This window comes from Streptomyces sp. NPDC048623, from assembly GCF_040650755.1.
Taxonomy (GTDB): domain Bacteria; phylum Actinomycetota; class Actinomycetes; order Streptomycetales; family Streptomycetaceae; genus Streptomyces.
The window spans coordinates 43,058-64,810 of sequence record NZ_JBEZHV010000019.1 but is presented as its reverse complement, the minus strand read 5'-3'; the positions used below and the strand labels follow the sequence as shown (position 1 = coordinate 64,810).

18 protein-coding genes and 2 tRNA genes are annotated in these 21,753 nt (G+C 73.9%); 17 read left to right on the top strand and 3 right to left on the bottom strand.

What is annotated here, in order from left to right; genetic code table 11:
- The first annotated feature begins 2 nt into the window (after nucleotides 1-2).
- The 3 genes from AB0C73_RS25295 (at nucleotide 3) to AB0C73_RS25285 (ending at nucleotide 3,616) form a co-directional block, all read left to right on the top strand.
- Complete coding sequence (locus tag AB0C73_RS25295; RefSeq protein ID WP_362534193.1) at nucleotides 3-974, top strand: DUF1906 domain-containing protein; 972 nt, start codon at nucleotides 3-5, stop codon at nucleotides 972-974.
- Nucleotides 975-1,209: 235 nt separating this feature from the next.
- Complete coding sequence (locus tag AB0C73_RS25290; protein WP_362534191.1) at nucleotides 1,210-1,794, top strand: SigE family RNA polymerase sigma factor; 585 nt, start codon at nucleotides 1,210-1,212, stop codon at nucleotides 1,792-1,794.
- 169 nt (nucleotides 1,795-1,963) lie between these two features.
- Complete coding sequence (locus tag AB0C73_RS25285) at nucleotides 1,964-3,616, top strand: long-chain fatty acid--CoA ligase (RefSeq protein ID WP_362534399.1); 1,653 nt, start codon at nucleotides 1,964-1,966, stop codon at nucleotides 3,614-3,616.
- Between the two features lie 46 nt (nucleotides 3,617-3,662).
- Here the strand turns inward: AB0C73_RS25285 and AB0C73_RS25280 are convergent, their stop codons facing one another.
- Nucleotides 3,663-7,469, bottom strand: coding sequence for a PAS domain-containing protein (locus tag AB0C73_RS25280; protein WP_362534189.1), 3,807 nt, complete (start codon nucleotides 7,467-7,469; stop codon nucleotides 3,663-3,665).
- Between the two features lie 173 nt (nucleotides 7,470-7,642).
- Nucleotides 7,643-8,095, bottom strand: coding sequence for an SSI family serine proteinase inhibitor (locus AB0C73_RS25275; protein WP_362534186.1), 453 nt, complete (start codon nucleotides 8,093-8,095; stop codon nucleotides 7,643-7,645).
- A 229-nt stretch (nucleotides 8,096-8,324) separates the two neighbouring features.
- On the opposite strand from AB0C73_RS25275, the gene AB0C73_RS25270 reads away from it, so the two are divergent.
- The 3 genes from AB0C73_RS25270 to AB0C73_RS25260 all read left to right on the top strand — a co-directional run bounded on the left by AB0C73_RS25270 (nucleotide 8,325) and on the right by AB0C73_RS25260 (nucleotide 9,372).
- A tRNA-Ser gene (locus AB0C73_RS25270) sits at nucleotides 8,325-8,415 on the top strand.
- Nucleotides 8,416-8,718: 303 nt separating this feature from the next.
- Nucleotides 8,719-8,791, top strand: a tRNA-Arg gene (locus AB0C73_RS25265).
- A gap of 320 nt (nucleotides 8,792-9,111) precedes the next feature.
- Entirely contained in the window at nucleotides 9,112-9,372 is a 261-nt protein-coding gene (locus tag AB0C73_RS25260) for a hypothetical protein (RefSeq protein WP_362534183.1), read from the top strand.
- A 269-nt stretch (nucleotides 9,373-9,641) separates the two neighbouring features.
- Here AB0C73_RS25260 and AB0C73_RS25255 read toward each other — a convergent pair whose 3' ends face one another.
- Nucleotides 9,642-10,151: a hypothetical protein gene (locus tag AB0C73_RS25255; protein ID WP_362534181.1), complete on the bottom strand. Its 510-nt coding sequence runs from the start codon at nucleotides 10,149-10,151 to the stop codon at nucleotides 9,642-9,644.
- Between the two features lie 211 nt (nucleotides 10,152-10,362).
- Here AB0C73_RS25255 and AB0C73_RS25250 point away from each other — a divergent pair, with 211 nt between their 5' ends.
- From AB0C73_RS25250 to AB0C73_RS25200, 11 genes are all read left to right on the top strand, one after another.
- The gene (locus AB0C73_RS25250; RefSeq protein ID WP_362534178.1) at nucleotides 10,363-10,773 is read left to right on the top strand and encodes a hypothetical protein; all 411 of its coding nucleotides are present in this window, start codon (nucleotides 10,363-10,365) and stop codon (nucleotides 10,771-10,773) included.
- Nucleotides 10,774-10,851: 78 nt separating this feature from the next.
- A complete protein-coding gene (locus AB0C73_RS25245) occupies nucleotides 10,852-11,529 on the top strand; it encodes a signal protein (RefSeq protein WP_362534177.1) in 678 nt (225 codons plus the stop codon).
- A gap of 301 nt (nucleotides 11,530-11,830) precedes the next feature.
- Nucleotides 11,831-12,472 carry a histone deacetylase gene (locus AB0C73_RS25240; RefSeq protein WP_362534175.1) on the top strand — a complete coding sequence of 214 codons (642 nt, stop codon included), beginning with the start codon at nucleotides 11,831-11,833 and terminating at the stop codon, nucleotides 12,470-12,472.
- Nucleotides 12,473-12,693: 221 nt separating this feature from the next.
- Entirely contained in the window at nucleotides 12,694-13,566 is an 873-nt protein-coding gene (locus tag AB0C73_RS25235) for a Bro-N domain-containing protein (RefSeq protein WP_362534173.1), read from the top strand.
- A 74-nt stretch (nucleotides 13,567-13,640) separates the two neighbouring features.
- Nucleotides 13,641-14,558: a DUF2797 domain-containing protein gene (locus AB0C73_RS25230; RefSeq protein ID WP_362534170.1), complete on the top strand. Its 918-nt coding sequence runs from the start codon at nucleotides 13,641-13,643 to the stop codon at nucleotides 14,556-14,558.
- A gap of 87 nt (nucleotides 14,559-14,645) precedes the next feature.
- Nucleotides 14,646-14,981, top strand: coding sequence for an antibiotic biosynthesis monooxygenase (locus AB0C73_RS25225; protein WP_362534168.1), 336 nt, complete (start codon nucleotides 14,646-14,648; stop codon nucleotides 14,979-14,981).
- 103 nt (nucleotides 14,982-15,084) lie between these two features.
- A complete protein-coding gene (locus AB0C73_RS25220) occupies nucleotides 15,085-15,945 on the top strand; it encodes an amidohydrolase family protein (RefSeq protein ID WP_362534397.1) in 861 nt (286 codons plus the stop codon).
- 72 nt (nucleotides 15,946-16,017) lie between these two features.
- A complete protein-coding gene (locus tag AB0C73_RS25215) occupies nucleotides 16,018-16,755 on the top strand; it encodes a response regulator transcription factor (RefSeq protein WP_362534165.1) in 738 nt (245 codons plus the stop codon).
- A gap of 5 nt (nucleotides 16,756-16,760) precedes the next feature.
- A complete protein-coding gene (locus tag AB0C73_RS25210; RefSeq protein ID WP_362534162.1) occupies nucleotides 16,761-18,260 on the top strand; it encodes a HAMP domain-containing sensor histidine kinase in 1,500 nt (499 codons plus the stop codon).
- Nucleotides 18,261-18,324: 64 nt separating this feature from the next.
- On the top strand, nucleotides 18,325-19,575 hold the full coding sequence (locus tag AB0C73_RS25205; RefSeq protein ID WP_362534159.1) for a bifunctional glycosyltransferase family 2/GtrA family protein: 1,251 nt from the start codon (nucleotides 18,325-18,327) through the stop codon (nucleotides 19,573-19,575).
- On the top strand, nucleotides 19,572-21,725 hold the full coding sequence (locus AB0C73_RS25200; RefSeq protein WP_362534156.1) for a glycosyltransferase family 39 protein: 2,154 nt from the start codon (nucleotides 19,572-19,574) through the stop codon (nucleotides 21,723-21,725). Before AB0C73_RS25205 ends, AB0C73_RS25200 begins: the two co-directional genes overlap by 4 nt.
- The last annotated feature ends 28 nt before the right edge of the window (nucleotides 21,726-21,753 follow it).

Sequence of the window (21,753 nt, the reverse complement as noted above, 5' to 3'; positions counted from 1 at the left end):
CCATGACTGCCAGAAGTGCCCTGAGGAACGCCCTGCCGCTGCCGCGCGCGGCCCGCCTGCCGCTCCGTTCCCGGCTCCGTTCCCGGCTGCGTTCCCCGTTCCGTACCCGGCTCCGTACCCCGCTCCGCACGTGGCTCCGCCCCTGCCCCGTCCGCACCACCGCCGTGGCCCTCATGGCGTCCGCCGCCCTCCTTGCCGCGCCCGCCCACGGCACCCCCGCGCGGCACGACATCGGCGCACCTCGTTCCTTCGCCCCCCGCTACTTCGCCGGCCGGGCCTTCGACACCTGCGAGGCGCCGTCGCTCGCCGTGATGCGGGCGTGGCGCTCCTCCCCGTACCGCGCCGTCGGGGTGTACTTCGGCGGCCGCGGCCGCGGGTGCCCGCTCCAGCGCGAGCTCAGCGCGGGCTGGGTGGCGCAGGTGCACGCGCAGGGCTGGCGGATGCTGCCGCTGTTCGTCGGCTCGCAGCCGCCGTGCGTGCTCGCCGAGGCCAAGCGGCGGTACGCGATCGGGCGCGGCCCCTGGAGCCAGGGCACCCGGGAGGGCGGGGAGGCGGTGCGGGCGGCCCGAGGGTTCGGCTTCGCGGCCGGCAGCCCGCTCTACCTGGACATCGAGGCGTACCGTACGGACGACGCCGACTGCGCCGCCACCACCCTGCGCTTCGTCCGGGCGTGGAACCGCGAGGTGCGGCGGCTCGGCTATCTGCCCGGCTTCTACAGCAGCGCCGGGACCGGCGTCCGGCTGCTGGAGCGGGCCCGGCGGGCGGGCACGAAGGACCTGCCGTCGGTGGTCTGGTTCGCGCGCTGGCGGGGCGGGCCCGCGCTCGACACGGAGCGCGAGCTGGCGGCGCCGGCCTGGCAGCCGCACGGCCGGATCCACCAGTACGCGGGCAATGTCACCGAGTCGTACGGCGGGCGGCGGATGCGCGTCGACAGCAGCCTCGTCGACGCGCCGGTCGCCCGCGTCACGCCCTGAGTACCGGGGAGGCCGCCCGGAGGGGTTCGCCCCAAGTCCGCCCCCGAGCCCCTTACGGGAACCCCGGCGGGCCCCGAGACCCGGCGGACCCCGAGACCGGGCGGACCCCGAGATTCCCCGGCCGGGGCTCCACCCAGAGGAGGTCCAGCCATCCCCACCCCTACAACCTGAGGGGGAGTGCGGGTCGGGACCTGGGGCCGATCCCCGGGCGGGGACCCGCTCATAGCGTGGAACCATGACTCCGCCGCCTTCTGGCCCCGTCTGCGCAGGCGCCTCCACGGCCGCCGGCCGCCGGCCCGCCACCGTACCCGCGCCGTACGCCGCGTACCCGTCGTTCACCTCGTACGTCCGGGCCCGCGGCCCCGTCCTCCTGCGCACCGCGCGCTCGCTGACCGCGAACGCCTCGGACGCGGAGGACCTGCTCCAGACGGCGCTCGCCAAGACCTTCGTCGCCTGGGAGCGCATCGAGGACCACCGCGCCCTGGACGGCTACGTCCGGCGGGCGCTCCTGAACACCCGTACCTCGCAGTGGCGCAAGCGCAAGGTCGACGAGTACGCGTGCGGCGACGAGCTGCCGGAGCCGGCCGGGGTGCCCGCGCCGGACCCGGCCGAGCGGCAGGTCCTGCACGACGCGATGTGGCGGGCGGTGATGAAGCTCCCGGACCGCCAGCGGGCGATGGTCGTCCTCAGGTACTACGAGGACCTGAGCGAGGCGCAGACCGCCGAGGTGCTCGGGGTCTCGGTCGGCACGGTCAAGAGCGCCGTCTCGCGCGCGCTCGGCAAACTCCGGGAGGACCCGGAACTCTCCCCGGTACGGTGACCCGGATCACCTTGCCACGCCGGTCCCGGTGGGCATGGGTGGCGTTACCCTCAGTTACGCCAGTAATCACTGGCGATTTCAGTACTCTCGGGTAGTGACATACCGCGCGGTACGGGCGCAGAATCTGGGCACCACTTTTCTGCCACGTAGCGCCCACCGGGAGGACGCCGTGCTGAGCACCATGCAGGACGTACCACTGACCGTGACCCGCATCCTGGAACACGGGACGAGGATCCACGGGAAGTCCGTCATCACCACCTGGACCGGGGAGGCGGAGCCGCAGCGCCGCACCTTCGCCGAGACAGGGGCCCGAGTCGGGCAGCTGGCCAACGCCCTGCGCGACGAACTCGGTGTGACCGCCGACGAGCGGGTCGCCACCCTCATGTGGAACAACGCCGAGCACGTCGAGGCGTACTTCGCGATCCCCGCCATGGGCGCGATCGTCCACACGCTCAACCTGCGTCTGCCGGCCGAGCAGCTCGTGTACATCGTCAACCACGCCGCCGACCGCGTGATCCTCGTCAACGGCTCGCTGCTGCCGATCCTCGCCCCGCTGCTCCCGCAGCTCCCGACCGTCGAGCACATCGTCGTGACCGGCCCCGGCGACCGTTCCGTCCTGGACGGCGCGGCGCCGCGCGTGCACGACTACGAGGAGCTGATCGCCGGCCGCCCGACCACGTACGCCTGGCCGGAACTCGACGAGCGCAGCGCCGCCGCCATGTGCTACACCTCCGGCACCACCGGCGACCCCAAGGGCGTCGTCTACTCCCACCGCTCCATCTACCTGCACTCCATGCAGGTCAACATGACCGAGTCGATGGGCCTGAACGACAAGGACACGACCCTGGTCGTGGTCCCGCAGTTCCACGTCCTCTCCTGGGGTCTGCCGCACGCCGCCTTCATGAGCGGCATCAACATGCTGATGCCGGACCGCTTCCTCCAGCCGGCCCCGCTCGCCGAGATGATCGAGCGCGAGAAGCCGACCCACGCCGCGGCCGTCCCCACCATCTGGCAGGGCCTGCTCGCCGAGGTCACGGCCAACCCCCGCGACATCAGCTCGATGGCCCACGTCACCATCGGCGGCGCCGCCTGTCCGCCCTCCCTCATGGAGGCGTACGACAAGCTGGGCGTCCGGCTCTGCCACGCCTGGGGCATGACGGAGACCTCCCCGCTCGGCACCATGGCCCACCCGCCGGCCGGGCTCACCCCGGAGGAGGAGTGGCCCTACCGCGTCACGCAGGGCCGCTTCCCGGCCGGCGTCGAGGCGCGGCTTGTCGGCCCCGGCGGCGAGATCCTGCCCTGGGACGGCGAGTCGGCGGGCGAGCTGGAGGTCCGCGGCAACTGGATCGCCGGCGCCTACTACGGCGGCGCGGACGGCGAGCCCTTCCGTCCCGAGGACAAGTTCAGCGCGGACGGCTGGCTCAAGACGGGCGACGTCGGCGTCATCAGCTCCGACGGCTTCCTCACCCTCACCGACCGCGCCAAGGACGTCATCAAGTCCGGCGGCGAGTGGATCTCCTCCGTCGAGCTGGAGAACGCCCTCATGGGCCACCCGGCCGTCGCCGAGGCCGCCGTCGTCGCCGTCCCGGACGAGAAGTGGGGCGAGCGCCCGCTCGCGACCGTCGTCCTCAAGGAGGGCGCCGAGGCCGGCTACGAGGAGCTGAAGGCATTCCTCGCCGCCGAGGGCGGCATCGCGAAGTGGCAGCTCCCGGAGCGCTGGGCGATCGTGCCGGCGGTCCCGAAGACGAGCGTCGGCAAGTTCGACAAGAAGGTGATCCGCAAGCAGTACGCGGACGGCGACCTGGACGTCACGCAGCTCTAGCGGAGCGCTGGACCGGGATCGGCACCGACCGGCTCCCCCTGGGGGGCTAGTTGGTGCCGATCTTCGCGAGCAGGTCCACGATCCGGGCCTGCACCTCGTCGCTCGTCGAGCGCTCGGCGAGGAACAGCACCGTCTCACCCGAGGACAGCCTCGGCAGCTCGGTCTCGTCCAGGTCGGTCGAGGTGTAGACGACCAGCGGCGTGCGGTTCAACTGCCCGTTCGCGCGCAGCCAGTCGATGATCCCGGCCCGGCGGCGGCGCACCTGCATCAGGTCCATCACCACCAGGTTCGGGCGCGTCTGCTGGGCCAGCGCGACCGCCTCGGTGTCGGTCGCCGCCCGCGCCACCTGCATCCCGCGCCGTTCGAGCGTCGCCGCGAGCGCCTGCGCGATGTCCTCGTGCTCCTCGATGACGAGGACCCGGGAGGGGTGCTGTTCGCTGTCCCGGGGCGCCAGCGCCTTGAGCAGGACGGCCGGATCGGCGCCGTACGCCGCCTCCCGCGTCGCCTGCCCGAGGCCGGCCGCGAGCAGCACCGGCACCTCGGCCGCCACGGCGGCCTGCCGCAGCGACTGGAGCGCGGTCCGGGTGATCGGGCCGGTCAGCGGGTCGACGAAGAGCGCGGCCGGGAAGGCGGCGATCTGCGCGTCGACCTCCTCGCGGGAATGCACGATCACCGGCCGGTAGCCGCGGTCGCTCAGCGCCTGCTGGGTGGACACGTCGGGCGCGGGCCAGACGAGCAGCCGGCGCGGGTTGTCCAGCGGCTCCGGTGGCAGTTCGTCGTCGACCGGCTGCGGCAGCGGCTGGTTCGACACCTCCACCGCCCCGCCGGGACCGTCCAGCGGCTCCGGCCCCTCCGCCGAGCCCTCGGCGGGCGCCTCTATGGCGTACGCACGCCCCTCGGGCGCCGGAGCGGGAGCCGGGACGGCCGGGACCGGAATCGGTGCCGGAGCCGGCGGTACGGGAGATGCGGGTACGGGCGAGGGGACGGGTACGGGGACGGGCGAGGGTACGGGGGCCTCCACCGGCGGGTGGGCCTTCGCGGCGGGCGCCTCGGGGGCGGCCTCCTGACGGCCCTCCGCCGCCGGATTGCCGAGCTTGCGGCGGCGGCCCGAGGGCGTGGCACCGGGCGGCGTGGCACCGGGCGGCGTGGCGGCGGTGGGCAGCGGGGTGGCGGCGGGCGCAGGAGCCGAAGCCGGAACGGGCGTCGGCGTCGGCGTCGGAGCCGCCGGCTGGACGAACGGCACGCCCTGGCCGAGCGTCCGCACGCTGAAGGCCCGTCCCTGGGTCCCGCCGTCGCGCGGGGCGGGCGCGGTCGGGACCTCGGGCGGCAGCGGTACGGAGCCGGTGCCGGTGCCGGTGCCGTTCGCGGCGGGCGGCGCGGGCAGCGGGTGGGGCTGCGGCGGGGTGTGGTCGTCCTCCGGGAGCGTCCGTACGGGCGCGTGCGCCTCGTACGTCTCGTGCGCCCCCTCGGCGCGGTCCGCGTCGGCGGGCGGCAGCGCGAACGGCGTGCGCGGCCCGGCCTCGGCCGCCGCGGCCCGCTCCTGCGCGGCGGCGAGCGCCCGGCGGCGGCGGCCGGTGGGCTGCTCGGCCGGCTGCTCAGCCGGGTGTTCGGGCGTGGAGGCGACGGCGGGCAGCGCGAGTGCGGGCGAGGGAGCCTGGGCTTGCGCCTGGGCCTGGGCGGCGGGGGCCTCGACCGGGACGCCCTGCGGCGGCACGGCGGCCCCGAGCGCCGGGCGCCCCTGCGCGCTCTCGGCGGAGGTGAGCACGGCGCCCTCGGCGGGGCGGCCGCGCCGCCGGCCGGTACCGGACGCGGCGGCGACGGGGCCGGCGGCCGGGGCGCTCTGCGCGGGGATCAGCTCGGCCGGGGTGCCGGCGGCGGGCGTGTCGCCGGCGCGCCCGCGACGGCGCCCGGTCGGCCGGGGCGCCGGCGCGCCCTCGGGCGTCATCGGGCTCTCCAGGAACGCGTCCGTGGACGCCCGGCGCGCGCGCCGACGGCCGCCACTCTCCTGGGCCGGCGCGTCGGCCGCCGGGCCGGCGGCGGGCGTGAGCTGCGAGGGCAGCGCGGGAAGCTCACCGGCGACGGGAGCGGGAGCGGGAGCAGCGGGCTCGGCGGGCGCGGGTGCGGGCACGGGGGTGTGCTCCGTAACCTCCGCCGTCTCCGTCGTCTCCACGGCCTCCGCCGTCTCCGGGCGCTCGGACAGGACCGGCGGCGGGGGTACGGTGCCGCGCCCGGCGCCGAGCGGAAGCTCGACCACGTACGCGCCGCCCGTCGTCCCCGGCACCTCGTGGGTCTGCACCACACCGCCGTGCGCGGCGACGATCCCGCGGACGATCGGCTGGTGGACCGGGTCGCCGCCCGCGTACGGGCCGCGGACCTCGATCCGTACGACATCGCCGCGCTGGGCGGCGGCGACCACGATCGTCGAGTCGGTGTAGCCGCCGCCCTGCGGGGCGGCCTTGCTCTTGCCGGTGGCGTCGACGCCGGCCACGTCGGCGACGAGGTGGGAGAGCGCGGTGGTGAGCCGGTTCGCGTCGACCTCGGCCTCGATCGGCGGCGCGTGCACGGCGAACTGCGCACGGCCGGGGCCGATCAGCTCGACGGCTCCGTCGATGCCGCCGGTGACGATGCCGGAGAGGAGGACGACGTCCTTGTCGAGCTCCTCGGCGCCGGCGTCGAGCCGCTGGAAGCCGAGGACGTTGTCGATGAGGGTGGTCATCCGGGCGTAGCCGGCGGCCAGGTGGTGGAGGAGCTGGTTGGCCTCGGGCCACAGCTGTCCGGCGTCGTCGGCGGCGAGCGTGCCGAGCTCGGCACGCAGCTCCTCCAGCGGGCCGCGCAGCGACTCGCCGAGCACGGCAGCCAGCTGCTCGTGCCGGGCGGTGAGGGAGTCGACCCGCTGCTTCTGCTCGGCCAGCTCGCCCTCGTGGCGCTCCTTCTGCTGCCCGAGCTCCTCCTCGTACCGCTCCTTCTGCTGTTCGCGCTCGGTGGTCAGCTTCTCGGTGAGGTCGGCGAGCTCGGTGGCGTGCGACTCGACGAGCTGCTCGTACGGGCGGCGGTCGGTGAAGGTCATGACGGCGCCGACGAGCTGGTCCCCGTCCCGTACGGGCGCGGTGGTCAGGTCGACCGGCACCCGGTCGCCGCTCTTCGACCAGAGCACCTGTCCGCGGACCCGGTGCTTGCGCCCGGACTTGAGGGTGTCGGCGAGCGGGGACTCCTCGTACGGGAAGGGCTGCCCGTCGGCGCGCTTGGCGAGGATGAGGGGGTGCAGCTCGGCGCCGCCGAGCTCGCCGGCCCGGTAGCCGAGGATCTGCGCGAAGGCGGGGTTCACGAGGACGACCCGGCCGTCGGTGTCGGTGCCGACGACGCCCTCGGACGCGGCGCGCAGGATCATCTCGGTCTGGCGCTGGGAGCGGGCGAGTTCGGCCTCGGTGTCGAGGGTGCCGGTGAGATCGCGGACGACGAGCATGAGGAGCTCGTCTCCGGTGTAGCCGCCGGTGTAGCCGCTGGACGGGTCGTAGGCCTCGCGCCCGTCCTCGAGGCTGGCGCTGGTGACCTCGACCGGGAACTCGCCGCCGTCGGTACGGCGGGCCATCATCCGGGTCGGCCGGGTGCGGCCCCGGTCGTCGGAGCCTTCGGGGCGGCGCATCGAACCGGGGATCAGGCGCGAGTCGAAGTCCGGGAGGAGGTCGAGGAGCCCGCGCCCGACGAGGGCGGTGCCGGGCGACTCGAACATGCCGAGGGCGATGGTGTTGGCGTTGACGACGGTGCCGTTGCAGTTGACGAGCACGAGGCCGTCGGGGAGGGCGTCGAGTATGGCTGCGAGGCGAGCAGCGCCTCGGGATGGCCTGCTGCTCACGAGACGCTTCCTCCCTGAACCACCTGCAACCGCACTTGTCCGCCCATCTTGCCGTCCGGGCCGCGGCCTGTCACGGAGGGAGTCTAAGGGAGGGCGGGACTCCGCCTCTGGAGACGGGGTGGAGGTTCCGTGCCGCCACCACGGATCGCTCCCTTCCCCCCTTCCCCCGCTTCTCATCCCTTGATGTTGGGGAGGACGGGCCGGAGGTTCTCCCAGCGGTCGATCTCGCAGCCGTTGGCACGGGAGAAGCGGGCGTCGACGTGACGGCCCTGCCACGTCCCGCTGATGCGCGCGACGGCGGGGCCGCCGTACTGCTGCGTGCACAGCTGGTCGGCGGGCACGGGCGCGAAGGGGTCGGCGCCGGCCTGCGCGAGCTGGTCGAGCCGCTTGCAGGCGTTCCCGGCGGCCGGATGCGTCCCCCCGGCCGTCCCGCCCTTGTCCCCGGCCCCGGTCCTGTCCCCGCCGCACTTCAGCTCGAACGTGCCGTCGGCCTCCGGGTGCCCGCTCTTCTCGATGCTCACGGTGAGGGAGTCGTGCGCGGGCGTGGCGAGCAGGGGCAGCGGGGGCAGCGGCCCGAGCCCGAGGGCGGAGGCGGCGAGCGTGGTGAGGAGGAGCGGATGCAGCATGACGGACTCCCGTGGAGGTGCGGGCCTGCGCGTACTCCTGACTAACGCTCCGGGCTCCCTCGCGTTGCGCAACGCGGGATGCGCCGGGTGGGGGCGCGGCGGAGGGGGTGCACGGGGGTGAGGGCTTTGCCCTGGCCCCCCGGGTCCTAGTACGGTGAAAGCGATTGGTGGCACGCAGCTCATCTGTGTCATCATCTGCACGCACCACTCGCGCACGCGCGGGGTGCGAGGAGGCGTCGCCTAGTCCGGTCTATGGCGCCGCACTGCTAATGCGGTTTGGGCCTTAAAGCCCATCGAGGGTTCAAATCCCTCCGCCTCCGCCCCACCGAAGCCCCGGTCCCCAGGACCGGGGCTTCACCCGTTCCCGGCCACGCGCGGAGCCGTCCGCCGACCGCGCACCGCACCCGCATGTGACCCCGGTCTCTTTCTCGCCCTTTCCGCCCCGGAGCACCCCCCTCCACGGCTGGCCGCGCCCGCCCCCAGTCCCGTGATCGTCCGGCGTTTTCGCAGGTCACAAGGGGTGGGCCCAATGGATTTCACATGGCGGCGGCAGTCATGTAATGTTCTTCCTGTCGCCGCGAGCGGGCCGAAAGGCCGGGGAGCGGAGGCGGAAAACAAAACAAGCACTCGTAGCTTAACGGATAGAGCATCTGACTACGGATCAGAAGGTTGCAGGTTCGAATCCTGCCGAGTGCACACAGCTCAGAGGCCCCCTGGACATCGTCCAGGGGGCCTCTGACATCAGCGGGTGACATCAACGTCCCCGGCCGAACCGATCAGGCGGCGGGATTCTCCTCGGACTGCTGTCCCTCGTCCGGGTCGGCGTCGTCGAGCCCGAGGGCGTCGTCCATGCGGTCGGCGGCGGCCCGCAACGTCGTCCGCATGACGTGCGCGTGGGCTGCGGGGGACTGGAGCCATGACGGAAGACCGCTCGTGCTCGCCTGCGGGCCGGCTGGCATCATCCTCCGACGACCGCTGGTCACGGCGGTGCTCAAGGGAGGGGATCGGCTGTGGTTGTGGGTATCGCGCTGTTCGTACTGGGACTGGCAGGCGTGGCGTGGGGGGCGATGTTCCTCTTCAACGTGCGGGGCGCGGCGGACAAGGCCGCGGCACGGCGCAACGCCGTCAGGGCTGTGACCGCAGCGCGGACGCTGAATATAGGGCTCACGGAGCCATCGCGATTCGGTGCCTGGTTCTTTCGGCTCATGGGCGGCATCGCTCTTCTCAGCTCGCCCGTGCTCGCGCTTGCCGGCCTCGTCATCGCCACGCTCGAGTGACAGCTTGATCTGTAAGTGACCGACAGACGCCCGCTCCTACAAGGCAGGGAAGGCGGCGTGGAAGTGGCCGCCGGCGTGGCGAGGCGGGGAATCGGTTGGCCGGGGATCACGGGCCGCCGGCGCGGCTGGTGACCGTCGTGCCGTACAGCAGCTCCGTACCGCAACCCCGGTGACCGACCCCGTTCCGTAGCGCCCCTACTGGCCCAGCGCCAGAGGCGCGTGCCGCCTCGCGGGCCGGAAGGCCGTCCACTCCGCCGCCTGGGTGCGGGTCAGAAGTGGTCGCAGGCCGTCTTGCGGAAGTCGTCGATCGACGTGGTGGACACGGTGTTGCCGATCTCGTATCGCACTTGGCCGGGTGACAGGTCCTTGAGGTCCGCGACGGTGAAAGACACCGCCGCCGAGGACCAGGAGCTGTCGGTGGTCCAGCCGAACATGCGGTAGGTCTGGTTCGGGTCCAGCGTGTGCAGGGGTTTCTCGGCGGACCAGCCGTCGTCGGCGGCTGTGGCGTCCGTGGTCAGGGGCCAGGTGGAGAAGTCGGTGAGAGCCTCGGCCCGCTGCCAGCTGCCGACAGTGGCCTCTTTCTCCGGGTCGTCGTCATCGAGGTGGAGGAGCGCGCCGTCGATGTGGTCGTGGCACATGACGATCACGCCGAGTGGCTGCCCGTCCGCCGTCACCGAGACGCCGGTCACTCCCGCGACGGGAACGCTGCAGCCCGCGACGGCGGGGATCGCGGCGAGGGCGGTGGTGGTCGCGACCAGGCGACGGGTCCATGTCAGCACGGACGCATCCTGCCGCTCGGGGGTGGATCGTGACCAGGTCTGCTGCGATCTCTGCGGCGGCGGCGGTTCAACAGTGCGAGAAATGAGGTGAGTTGATGGGCTGGGCGCTGCGAATGTGTCCGGGGCATGTCACAGGGCTGTGACCGCTGCTGACCCGGTGCCCTCGCCTGGCGCACGATGGTCCTACCGAATGACGCCATCTGGGGGGATCATGCGCATCCGTATCACCATCGCGGTCGTCGTCGCCGCGCTCGCCTTCACCGCCGTCGGGTGCAGCGGCAGTGACAGCGACAGCGGCAGCGGCAGCAAGGCCGGCGCCACCACGAGCGCCCCGGCCGCCGACAGCGCCACCAAGGACGCGGGTCTGCCGCCCGAGCCCACCGGCGCCGAGCGGGCCGCCGTCCTCGCGGTCCTCTTCGATGTCGGCGGCGGCGGGCTCACCGGCGACGAGGACAAGGCCATCGACGCGTCCCGCAAGCAGTGCGCGGCCCTCGACAGCGGTGTGGCGGACCCGGATCACGCCGCCGCGCAGCAGTTCTCGTACGACGGGCGCACGCTGACCGACGACGACGGCAAGCACATCAACATCGGGCTGCGTAAGACGCTCTGCCCCGAGTCCTGATCGGCCGCCGCCCTTCGATAGGGTCCCCGGTCCGGACTGGACGGTCCGGATGGACGGCACGAATGGAGGGGGCTCCTGATGGGGTTCGTCGCGGGGATGGCGAAGGTCGCGGGCGGGGTGGCCGTGGGGGTGGGCCTGCTCGTGGGGTGCGGGGCGCCGGGCGAGGACCCGGCCCCCGCGGGTGCCGGCGCCACGCCGACCCCGGCGGCCACTGCCACCGCCACGGCCTCGGGAGCGGCCGACGCCGAGGCCGTACGGCTCGGGGCCGCCGAGCTGCAGGGGCGGTGGTGGAGCTGGGCCGCGACCGAGCCCGAGCGGACGAACCCCGTGGCCGACCCCGACGGCACGATGTGCGGCCGGAACCAGCCGCAGGACGTCTGGTTCCTGGCCGGGACCTTCGGCGGGCGCACCGAGCGGGCCTGCGACGTTCCCGGGGACCGGCCGATCGCGTTCCCGCTCGTCAACAGCACGGGGACCGCAGCGGATTGCGTGGACTTCATGAAGGGCGCCAAGGGCACCGCGACCCTCGACGGACAGGCCGTCCCGCCCGAGCGCCGCACCGGCGACGCCATCAAGGTCCGCACGGCCCGCGGCAACGCCGTCACCGGCGCGGCCGGGCGCCTGAACGCGACCGGCTGCGGCCTGTGGGTGCAACTGCCCCCGCTCGCCCCCGGCAAGCACACCCTCGTCATCCGCGGCGAGGCAGCGGACTTCTCGACCGGCGTCGATTACACGCTGACGGTCAAGGCCGCCTAGCGTGGCCTCCCCCGGGCCGGACGGCGGGCCGACCCGGTACGGCGCGGTTCCTGGGGTGGTTACGTCCAGGCCGGAGTCACCGACGGGGCAGGGGCGCTGCTGATCGCCGGGGTGGTGTCCGCCTGCACCGTGTTCCTCGCCGCCTGGACGGTCGGGCTGCCCGCCCGGGTGGCGGTCGACGACGGTGATCACGGCGGACACCGCCGCGCCGGCCGCGACCGGGATGCCCCCGTCACTCCGCCGCGCCCACCCCCGTACGGCTACCGCGGCAGAGCACCTCGCCGCCGCTAGCGTCCTGGGCATGGACAACCGGTACGTCTGGTACGCCGCCTACGGGTCCAACATGCACCGCGCGCGGCTCGTGCGGTATCTCGACGGCTGTCGCGACCGGGCCGCGCCGCGCGCCTCGCGGGCGGTCGAGCTGGACGGAGTGCTGTACTTCGCCACCGAGTCCGCCGTGTGGGGCGGCGGGCGCGGGTTCTACGATCCCGACGCGGCCGGGCGGGCGTTCGCGCGGGCGCATCTCATCAGCGGCGGGCAGTTCTCCGACATCGCCGCCCTGGAGATGTACGGCGAGCCCGGCGCCGATCTGGACCTCGCCGAGGTGGTCGCACGCGGGCGTGTGGCCTTCGGGCCCGGGCGGTACGAGACGGTGGTCTGCGCCGGTGAGCTCGACGGGCGGCCGCTGCTCACCCTCACCGCGCCGTGGGCCCTGGCCGAGGTGGAACTGCGCCCGCCCTCGGAGGCGTATCTGCGGCATCTCGCCGCCGGGCTGCGCGAGTCGGGGGCCTGGACGGACCAGGAGATCGCCCGCTATCTGGCCGGCCGCCCAGGCGCCGCCGGCACCTGGACCCCGCCCGACGTCCTCGCCCTTCTGGACCTGTCCGAGACCTCACCGGCCTCGCCACCACCGCCGGCCCCACCACCCCCGCCCGGCACGTAAACCACTCCTCTCACCTACCGCACCTCGAACACTCCCCATCTCCCCGAACACCCGCACCCCACCGCCCACTTGTGCCGCCCCGGTTACCCCGAAAACCCCAGCTCACACCCACCCTCGGTGCAATCCGGGCGATTTCCCACACCTTCGGGTGAACTGAACTGATTTCCATGTCAGTTGAATATGCCCACGGCCTAGCCTGCAGGTGGAGGTGGAGCCCCCACATGAACGCCATGGACGCCATCGACGCCATCGACATCGACGACTTCGTGTACGCCGCCACGGGAGCGCGGCTGCGCCGGCTCACGCTGCCCGACGGGACGCACTGGTTCCCGGCCGTGGACGCGGCCCGTCAGCTCGGGTACGCCAGCGCACGGGCGGCGCTGCGCGCGCATGTCGCGGACGCGCTGCACGCCACGGTCGCCGAGCTGCCGATCGAGGTGAAGGGCCCCCGCGGGACGCGGAACGGGCTGAAGAAGAGTACGCGGATGGTGTGCCTGGAAGGCCTCGTCCAACTGGTCAACGCCTCAGGGAAGGCCGCGGCCGGGCCGTTCCGGGCCTGGGTCGCCGAGCTGGTCGTCGGGGTGCAGCGCGACGGGTCGTACGGGCTCGATCCCGCGCCCGCGACCGACGGGTTCGTCCTTCCGCAGCCGCTCCTCGACGTGCTCGTACGCCTTGAGGAGGCCGCCCTGCGGCCCGACACCGAGTGGGGCGAGCTGCTGCGCGCGGCCGGGCGGGACCTCCACCGGCTCGCCGAATCCCTGGACCGGCTCACCCTCCCCGTCCAGCGCACCGGTCCGTCCCCCGCCGCCGAGGCGCCGGGCGCCGCACCCGTCGCCCGTACCCCGCAGGAGCTGCTCGACTCCTGGTGCGCGCGGAACGCCGTCGTCGGCCCCGACGCGCACGCCGTCGCCGCCTATCTCGCCCCCGCCCTCGTCCGCGGCGGGGTCCGCTACCGCCTGGAGGAGGTGGCGCGCCGCACCGGGCTCACCGCGGAGCGGGTCCGCGACTGCGTCCGGACCCTCGTCGAGCGCGGCTGCATGCGGCACGCCGGCGGCACGGGCACGGACGGCGGGCTGCTCTACGCCCTGCCCTGAGGAGCCCCCGACCCTGAGGCGCCCCGACCCTGAGGAGACCGGCGTCTGTCAGTGGCGGGTACGACACTGGGGGCATGGTGTGGCGAAGTGCCGGGATCTCCTGGCAGGGCGGTGTGCCCCGGCTCCGCTGGGCGGGCGGCGGCGGGCGGGTCAGCGCGCTGCCGTACGGGCGTGAGCTCGGCTTCCGGGCCGTCGGCGGCGTGCGGCGCTGCTCCGGCGCCCGCGGCAACCCCTGCCCCCTGACCGCCGTCGTACCCGGACGCAGCACCGGCGGGCGGTGCGCGGAGTGCGCGCGGCTCGACCGGGCGCACTCGGTGGCCGCCGACACGATCGCCGACGACCCCCGGCCGTACCGCGTGTATCTCGCCTGGTTCGGGCCCGGGATGGTGAAGGTCGGCATCACGGCGGAGCAGCGCGGCTCCGCCCGCCTGCTCGAACAGGGCGCCGTCGCCTTCGGCTGGCTCGGGCGCGGGCCGCTGATGGGCGCCCGGCGGACGGAGGAGGTGCTGCGGCACGCCCTCGCCGTACCCGACCGCATCCCGTACGCCCGGAAGCGGGCCGTACGGTACGCGCTGCCGCCCGCCGAGGAGCGCGCCCGCGAGATCACCGAGCTGTACGAGAAGGCGGCCGGCGTGCCCGCCTGGGCGGAGACCCTGGAGGTGCTGCCCTGCGAGGTGCACGACCATGCGGAGGCCTTCGCGCTCGACGGCCTTCAGGGCTCTCCGCCCGGCCGGGTCGTCACCGAGCTCGTCGACGACGGGGTCGTCGCGGGGCGGCTCGTGGCCGCCGCCGGGCCCGATCTTCATCTCCTCGGCGCGGGCGCGGGCGCCGAAGCCGACGTCCGGCCCCTGGTCCTCGACACCCGGCTGCTCACCGGCTGGGAGCTCGTCGCCGCACCCGCCGGGCACCCGGTGACCGTGCCCACCGCCGAGGCCCCGGCCCCGACAGCCCCGACCTGCGAGGACACCGCCGCCCAGGCCTCCCTCTTCTGACGATCCCCAACGTTGAACCGTAAAGTCTTGGATCCCTTCGGGCGTGATCCATGGACAGTACAGGCGGTCCCGCCGCAGGGTGATCACATGACCCAGAGCCTGGTGGCGGGCCTCGAACCGCCCTACTACACCGCTGTCTTCACCTCCCTCCGACCCGACGACCCCGAGGGTTACGCCGAGACCTCGGCCCGGCTGCACGAGCTCGTCCAGGGCATGCCCGGCTTCCTCGGCTACGAGTCCGCCCGCACCCCCGGCGGCCTCGGCATCACCGTCGCCTACTTCCGCGACCTGGAGGGCCTCGCCGCCTGGCGCCGCGAGCCCGAGCACCTCGCGGCGCAGCGGCGCGGGCGCGAGGAGTGGTACTCGGCGTACAGCCTCCACATCGGGAAGGTCGAACGGAGCCACAGCTTTGTCCGCGACTGAACCGACTGAACCGACTGAACCGGCCGATCCGACTGATCCCACCGGACCGACCGGACCGACCGACGAAGCAGCGGGCGTACGCGCCTGGGCCGGGCGGCTCGGGCTGCCCGGGCTCGTCGACGTCCACACCCACTTCATGCCGCGCAACGTCCTCGACAAGGTGTGGGCCTACTTCGACTCCGCCGGGCCGCTCACCGGCCGCCCCTGGCCCATCACGTACCGCGAGGAGGAGCAGCGCCGGGTCGAGCTCCTCCGGGAGTTCGGCGTCCGGGCCTTCACGGCGATGCTCTACCCGCACAAGCCCGGCATGGCCGGCTGGCTCAACGACTGGGCCGCCGACTTCGCCGCCCGCGTCCCCGACTGCCTTCACACCGCGACCTTCTTCCCCGAGCCCGGCGCCCCCGACCAGGTCCGCCACGCCCTCGACCGCGGCGCGCGGATCTTCAAGGCGCACGTCCAGGTCGGCGCCTACGACCCGAACGACCCGCTCCTCGACGGCGTCTGGGGCACGCTCCAGGACTCCGGCACCCCGGTGGTGATCCACTGCGGCTCCGGGCCGGCCCCAGGGCCGTACACCGGTCCCGGACCGGTCGGGCGGCTGCTCGCCCGGTATCCGCGGCTGCGGCTCGTCGTCGCGCACATGGGCATGCCGGAGTACGGCGACTTCCTCGACCTCGCCGAGCGCTACGAGCACGTCCACCTCGACACCACCATGGCCTTCACCGACTTCAGCGAGAGCCAGGCGCCCTTCCTGGCGACGACTGCGACGGCGCCGGCGGTGGAGCTGAAGCGGCTGGACGGGCTGCGCGAGCGGATCCTGCTCGGCACCGACTTCCCCAACATCCCCTATCCGTACGGGCACCAGCTGGACGCCCTCGAACGCCTCGGGCTCGGCGACGACTGGCTCCGGGCGGTCTGCCACGACAACGGCGCCCGGCTGTTCCGCCTCCGCACGCCCGAGTGAGCACGCTCCTTTCTCAGGGAATTCACAGGAAAGCGAAAGGCGGGTCTCACCCGCTCCGGGGACCGTGGCCCCATGACTGCGACCACGCCCCGTACGCGTACCGATCTGCTGCGGCCCGACGGCACCGCCGTCCGCGTCCTCGTCGTCGACGACGAGGCCTCGCTCGCCGAACTGCTGTCGATGGCCCTGCGCTACGAGGGCTGGCAGGTGCACAGCGCGGGTGACGGGGCCGGGGCGCTGCGGCGGGCCCGGGAGTTCCGGCCCGACGCGGTCGTGCTCGACATGATGCTGCCCGACATGGACGGCCTGGCCGTCCTCGGGCGGCTGCGGCGCGAACTGCCCGATGTGCCGGTGCTGTTCCTGACCGCGAAGGACGCGGTCGAGGACCGGATCGCCGGGCTCACGGCGGGCGGCGACGACTACGTCACCAAGCCGTTCAGCCTGGAGGAGGTCGTGGCCCGGCTCCGCGGCCTCATCCGGCGCTCCGGCGCCGCCGCGGCGCGCACCGAGTCGCTGCTCACGGTCGGCGACCTCACCCTCGACGAGGACAGCCACGAGGTCACCCGGGGCGGCGAATCGATCCACCTCACCGCGACCGAGTTCGAGCTGCTGCGCTTCCTGATGCGCAACCCGCGCCGGGTGCTCAGCAAGGCGCAGATCCTGGACCGGGTGTGGTCGTACGACTTCGGCGGGCAGGCGAACGTCGTCGAGCTCTACATCTCCTACCTCCGGCGGAAGATCGACGCCGGGCGCAGCCCGATGATCCACACCCGGCGGGGGGCCGGTTACCTGATCAAGCCGGGGGAGTAGGACCCGTGCGGTTCCTTCGTCCGGGCGCTCGTCCGTGGTCGCTGCGCACCCGGCTCGTCGTCTCCGCCGTCGGCCTGATCGCGGTCGTCTGCGCCGTCATCGGCACCGTCACGACGATCGCCTTCCGCTCGTATCTCTACGAGCAGGTCGACAAGCAGCTCCTCGCCGTCTCCAACCGGGCCGCCGGGCCGCCGGCGAACCTGCCCGGGCCCGCGCCGGACGGCGGGCACGAGCCGCTGCGCTTCGTCGTCGGGCCGGGCGCGCCGCTGGGCACGCTCGGGGCGGTGGTCGAGGGCGGCGAGGACGGCGTGGTGGTGTCGGCGTCGGTGTCGGCGCCGCCGAAGGACGGGCCGTACGGGCTTCCGGAGGCCAACGCCCAGGACCTGGACGCGGCGCAGACCGCTGCCCTCGCCGCCGTCCCGCGCGACAGCGACCCGCACACCGTGTCCCTGCCGGGCGGGCTCGGCGACTACCGGGTGCAGTACGCGACCGGCAAGAACGGCGACTTCCTCATCGGGATACCGCTCGCCGAGCTCCAGGACTCCCTCTCGACCCTGGTCGTGGTCGAGCTGAGCGTGACCGGCGCGGGCCTCGTCGCCGCCTCGCTCGCGGGGACGGTGCTCGTACGGGTCGCCCTGACGCCGCTGCGGAGGGTGGCCGGGACGGCGGCGCAGGTCGCCCGGCTGCCGCTGCACAGCGGCGAGGTGGCGCTCGACCACCGGGTGCCGGAGGCGCAGGCCGATCCGCGCACGGAGGTCGGGCAGGTCGGCGCGGCCATCAACCGCATGCTGGACCACGTCCATTCGGCGCTCGACGCGCGGCAGCGCAGCGAGACCCGGGTGCGGCAGTTCGTCGCGGACGCCAGTCACGAGCTGCGCACGCCGCTCGCCTCGATCCGCGGGTACGCGGAGCTGACCCGGCGCGGCCGCGAGGAGTGCGGGCCCGACACCCGGCACGCGCTCGGGCGCATCGAGTCCGAGGCGGAGCGGATGACGGGCCTGGTGGAGGACCTGCTGCTGCTCGCGCGGCTGGACACCGGGCGCCCGCTTGCGTACGAGAGCACCGATCTCGCCCTGCTCGTCGTGGACGCCGTCTCCGACGCGCGCGCGGCCGGGCCCGGGCACCACTGGCGGCTCGAACTCCCCGAGGGCGCGGTGAAGACCGACAGCGACCCGGCCCGGCTGCACCAGGTGCTCGTCAACCTGCTCGCCAACGCCCGTACCCACACCCCGCCCGGCACGACCGTCACGGCGCGGCTTCGCGAGAACGGCTCCCACGCGGTCATGGAGGTCGAGGACGACGGGCCCGGCATCCCCGCAGAGCTCCTGCCCGCCGTCTTCGAGCGCTTCGCGCGCGGCGACGCCTCCCGGGCCCGGAGCACGGGCAGCACGGGCCTCGGCCTGGCCATCGTCCGCGCGGTCACGCTCGCCCACGGCGGTGAGGTGACCGTCGACAGCGTGCCGGGCCGCACCCTCTTCTCCGTACGCCTGCCGAAGCGGCGCTGAACTCACAGCCTTGCCACAGCCTCACCACACCGCCGTGACAGCGGGCCCGGCGAGCGTCTGTGGCATGCGAACGCTTCCCGCCCGGGAGCACCTTCCCGTGGGCGCGGCCGGCCGGCCCGTCCTCGACGTGGTGATTCCCGTCCACAACGAGGAGAAGGACCTGGAGCCGTGCGTGCTGCGGCTGCACGAGCACCTCTCCCGCACCTTCCCGTACGCCTTCCGCATCACGGTCGCCGACAACGCGTCCACCGACACCACACCCCACGTGGCGCGGGCGCTCGCCGCCCGCCTCCCGGACGCCGTCCGCTCCGTACGGCTTGAGGAAAAGGGGCGGGGCCGGGCGCTCCGTACGGTCTGGTCGGCGTCCGAGGCCCCCGTCCTCGCGTACATGGACGTGGACCTGTCCACCGACCTCAACGCGCTGCTCCCCCTCGTCGCGCCGCTCATCTCCGGGCACTCCGACCTGGCGATCGGCTCGCGGCTCACCCGTTCCTCCCGGGTGGTCCGCGGCCCCAAGCGGGAGTTCGTCTCCCGCGCCTACAACCTGATCCTGCGCGGCTCGCTCGCCGCCCGCTTCTCGGACGCCCAGTGCGGGTTCAAGGCGATCCGGCGGGAGGTGGCCGAGCAGCTGCTCCCGATGGTCGAGGACACGGGCTGGTTCTTCGACACCGAGATGCTGGTGCTCGCCGAGCGGGCCGGGCTGCGGATCCACGAGGTGCCGGTGGACTGGGTCGACGACCCTGACTCGACCGTGCACATCGTCCGTACCGCCACCGACGACCTGAAGGGCGTGTGGCGGGTGGGGCGGGCGCTCGCGACCGGCTCGCTGCCGCTCGACCGGCTCGCCCGGCCCTTCGGCGACGATCCGCGCGACCGCGAACTGACGGGCGTGCCGGGCGGGTTGGCCCGCCAGCTGGTCGGATTCTGCGTCGTGGGCGCCCTCTCCACCCTCTTCTACCTCGCGCTCTACTCCCTCTTCCGGCTCGGTCTCGGCGCCCAACTCGCCAACGGCGCCGCGCTTCTCCTCTCCGCCGTCGCCAACACGGCCGCGAACCGGCGGCTGACCTTCGGCGTACGCGGGCGGGAGCGGGCCGCCCGGCACCAGGCGCAGGGGCTCGTCGTCTTCGGCATCGGCCTGGCCCTGACCAGCGGTTCGCTCCTCGCGCTCGGCGCGGCGACGGGCGACCCGGCCCACTCCACCGAACTCGCCGTGCTGATCGTCGCCAACCTGGCGGCGACGGGCGTGCGCTTCCTTCTCTTCCGCCTCTGGGTCTTCCCGGCCCAGGGGCGCTCCACGAACGGAACTTCCCGATGAACTCGTCGAACGCGCTGGTACGGCGCTGCCTGCGCGGGCGGGCCGAGGACGCCCCCTGGGTGCGGCCCGCCTTCCTCGGTCTGCTCCTCGCGACCGCCGCCCTCTACCTCTGGAACCTGAGTGCGAGCGGCTACGCCAACTCCTTCTACTCCGCCGCCGTCCAGGCCGGCGGGGAGAGCTGGAAGGCCTTCTTCTTCGGCTCGCTCGACTCCGCCAACGCCATCACCGTCGACAAGCCGCCGGCCGCGCTGTGGCCGATGGCCCTGTCCGTACGCCTCTTCGGACTCGGCTCCTGGCAGATCCTGGTGCCCGAGGTGCTGATGGGGGTGGCCACGGTCGCGGTCCTGTACGCGGCGGTACGGCGCCGGTTCGGCGCGGGCGCGGGCCTGATCGCGGGCGCCGTGCTCGCCCTCACCCCGGTCGCGGCGCTGATGTTCCGCTTCAACAACCCGGACGCGCTGCTCGCGCTGCTCATGACCGTGGCCGTCTACTGCGTGCTCCGGGCCCTCGAACGGGACAGGGGCGCGGCGAAGTGGCTGGTGTGGGCGGGGATCGCGCTCGGCTTCGCGTTCCTCGCGAAGACCCTCCAGGCCTTCCTGATCCTGCCGGTGCTCGCGCTCGTGTACGTGGTGTGCGCGCCGGGCGGCCTCGGGCGGCGGCTCGGCCGGCTCGGCCTGGGCGGGCTCGCGCTGCTCGTGTCGGCGGGCTGGTGGGTGGCCCTGGTCGAGCTGTGGCCGAAGTCCTCGCGTCCGTACGTCGGGGGCTCGCAGAACAACAGCTTCCTGGAGCTGACCTTCGGCTACAACGGCCTGGGGCGGATCAACGGCGACGAGGTCGGCAGCGTCGGGGGCGGGGGTGCCCGGGGCGGCGGGATGACTCGCGAGCTCCCGGCGGGCCTGGAGCTGCCCGGCGGGGCCGGTGGCCCGGGCGGCGGCGGTGGGCGCGGGGGCGGCGGCTGGGGCGAGACGGGTCTCGGCCGGATGTTCGGTGAGCAGGTCGGCGGCCAGATCTCCTGGCTGCTGCCCGCCGCGCTGATCCTGCTCGTCGCCGGGCTGGTGGTGACCTGGCGGGCGGCGCGCACGGACACGGCGCGCTCGGCGTTCCTGGTGTGGGGCGGTTCGCTGCTGCTGACGACGGGCGTCTTCAGCTTCATGGCCGGGATCTTCCACGAGTACTACACGGTGGCGATGGCCCCGTACATCGCCGCCCTCATCGGCATGGGCGCGGCCGTGCTGTGGGAGGAGCGGGCGCAGCTGCTCGCCTCGGCGGGGCTCGCCGGTTCGGTCGCGGTGACCGCGGTGTGGGGGTGGGTGCTGCTCGGGCGGACGCCGGACTGGCTGCCGTGGCTGCGCTGGGCGGTGCTCGTCGCCGGGTGCGCGGCGGCGGTGGGGCTGCTGCTTGCGGGGCGGCTCGACCGGTGGGGCGGCCGGCGGGTCGGGCTCGGACTGGCGGGCCTCGGGCTCGCCGCCGGGCTCGCGGGGCCCTTCGCGTACACCCTGGCGACGGTCGCCGACGGGCATCAGGGCTCGATCGTGACGGCGGGGCCCGCGGGCGCGGCGCGCGGCGGCTTCGGTGGCGGTGCAGGTGGCGGCATGAGGGTCGAAGGGCCGGGCAGCGGACGGGTGTTGTTCCCCGCGGGTGGCCCCGGTGGCCCCAGCGGCCCTGGTGGCCCTGGCGGCCTTGGCGGTGGTCAGGGGCAGCAGCCGCAGGGCCAGCCGCCCGGCATGGGCGGCCAGGGCGGGTTCCCCGGCATGCCCGAGGCCGGTGGTGCCGGTGGCGGCGGCATGGGCGGTCTCCTCAACGGCGCGAGCGTCGGCACCGAGGCCAGGCAGAAGCTCCTCGCCGACGCCGATTCCTACACCTGGGTCGCCGCCGCCATCGGCGCCCAGAACGCGGCCAGTTACCAGCTCGCCACCGAGAAGCCGGTGATGGCGATCGGCGGTTTCAACGGCAGCGATCCGTCGCCGACCCTCGCGCAGTTCAAGCAGTACGTGGCCGAGGGGAAGATCCACTACTTCATCTCCTCGGGCGGCGGCTTCGGCGGCGGGGGCGGGGGCGGCGGCAGCGAGATCTCGTCCTGGGTCGAGGAGACCTTCGCGAAGGTCCCCGTCGGCAACGCGACCTTCTACGACCTGACCAGCCGGAAGTAGGTGGCCGGAAAAAATCCCTATACAGCGT

What these genes read in the sequence shown, in the direction of transcription:
- AB0C73_RS25295 (WP_362534193.1), top strand. Translation starts at nt 3, where the DNA reads ATGACTGCCAGAAGTGCCCTGAGGAACGCCCTGCCGCTGCCGCGCGCG.
- AB0C73_RS25290 (WP_362534191.1), top strand. Translation starts at nt 1,210, where the DNA reads ATGACTCCGCCGCCTTCTGGCCCCGTCTGCGCAGGCGCCTCCACGGCC.
- AB0C73_RS25275 (WP_362534186.1), bottom strand. Translation starts at nt 8,095, where the DNA reads ATGCTGCATCCGCTCCTCCTCACCACGCTCGCCGCCTCCGCCCTCGGG.
- AB0C73_RS25250 (WP_362534178.1), top strand. Translation starts at nt 10,363, where the DNA reads ATGCGCATCCGTATCACCATCGCGGTCGTCGTCGCCGCGCTCGCCTTC.
- AB0C73_RS25245 (WP_362534177.1), top strand. Translation starts at nt 10,852, where the DNA reads ATGGGGTTCGTCGCGGGGATGGCGAAGGTCGCGGGCGGGGTGGCCGTG.
- AB0C73_RS25240 (WP_362534175.1), top strand. Translation starts at nt 11,831, where the DNA reads ATGGACAACCGGTACGTCTGGTACGCCGCCTACGGGTCCAACATGCAC.
- AB0C73_RS25235 (WP_362534173.1), top strand. Translation starts at nt 12,694, where the DNA reads ATGAACGCCATGGACGCCATCGACGCCATCGACATCGACGACTTCGTG.
- AB0C73_RS25230 (WP_362534170.1), top strand. Translation starts at nt 13,641, where the DNA reads ATGGTGTGGCGAAGTGCCGGGATCTCCTGGCAGGGCGGTGTGCCCCGG.
- AB0C73_RS25225 (WP_362534168.1), top strand. Translation starts at nt 14,646, where the DNA reads ATGACCCAGAGCCTGGTGGCGGGCCTCGAACCGCCCTACTACACCGCT.
- AB0C73_RS25215 (WP_362534165.1), top strand. Translation starts at nt 16,018, where the DNA reads ATGACTGCGACCACGCCCCGTACGCGTACCGATCTGCTGCGGCCCGAC.
- AB0C73_RS25205 (WP_362534159.1), top strand. Translation starts at nt 18,325, where the DNA reads ATGCGAACGCTTCCCGCCCGGGAGCACCTTCCCGTGGGCGCGGCCGGC.
- AB0C73_RS25200 (WP_362534156.1), top strand. Translation starts at nt 19,572, where the DNA reads ATGAACTCGTCGAACGCGCTGGTACGGCGCTGCCTGCGCGGGCGGGCC.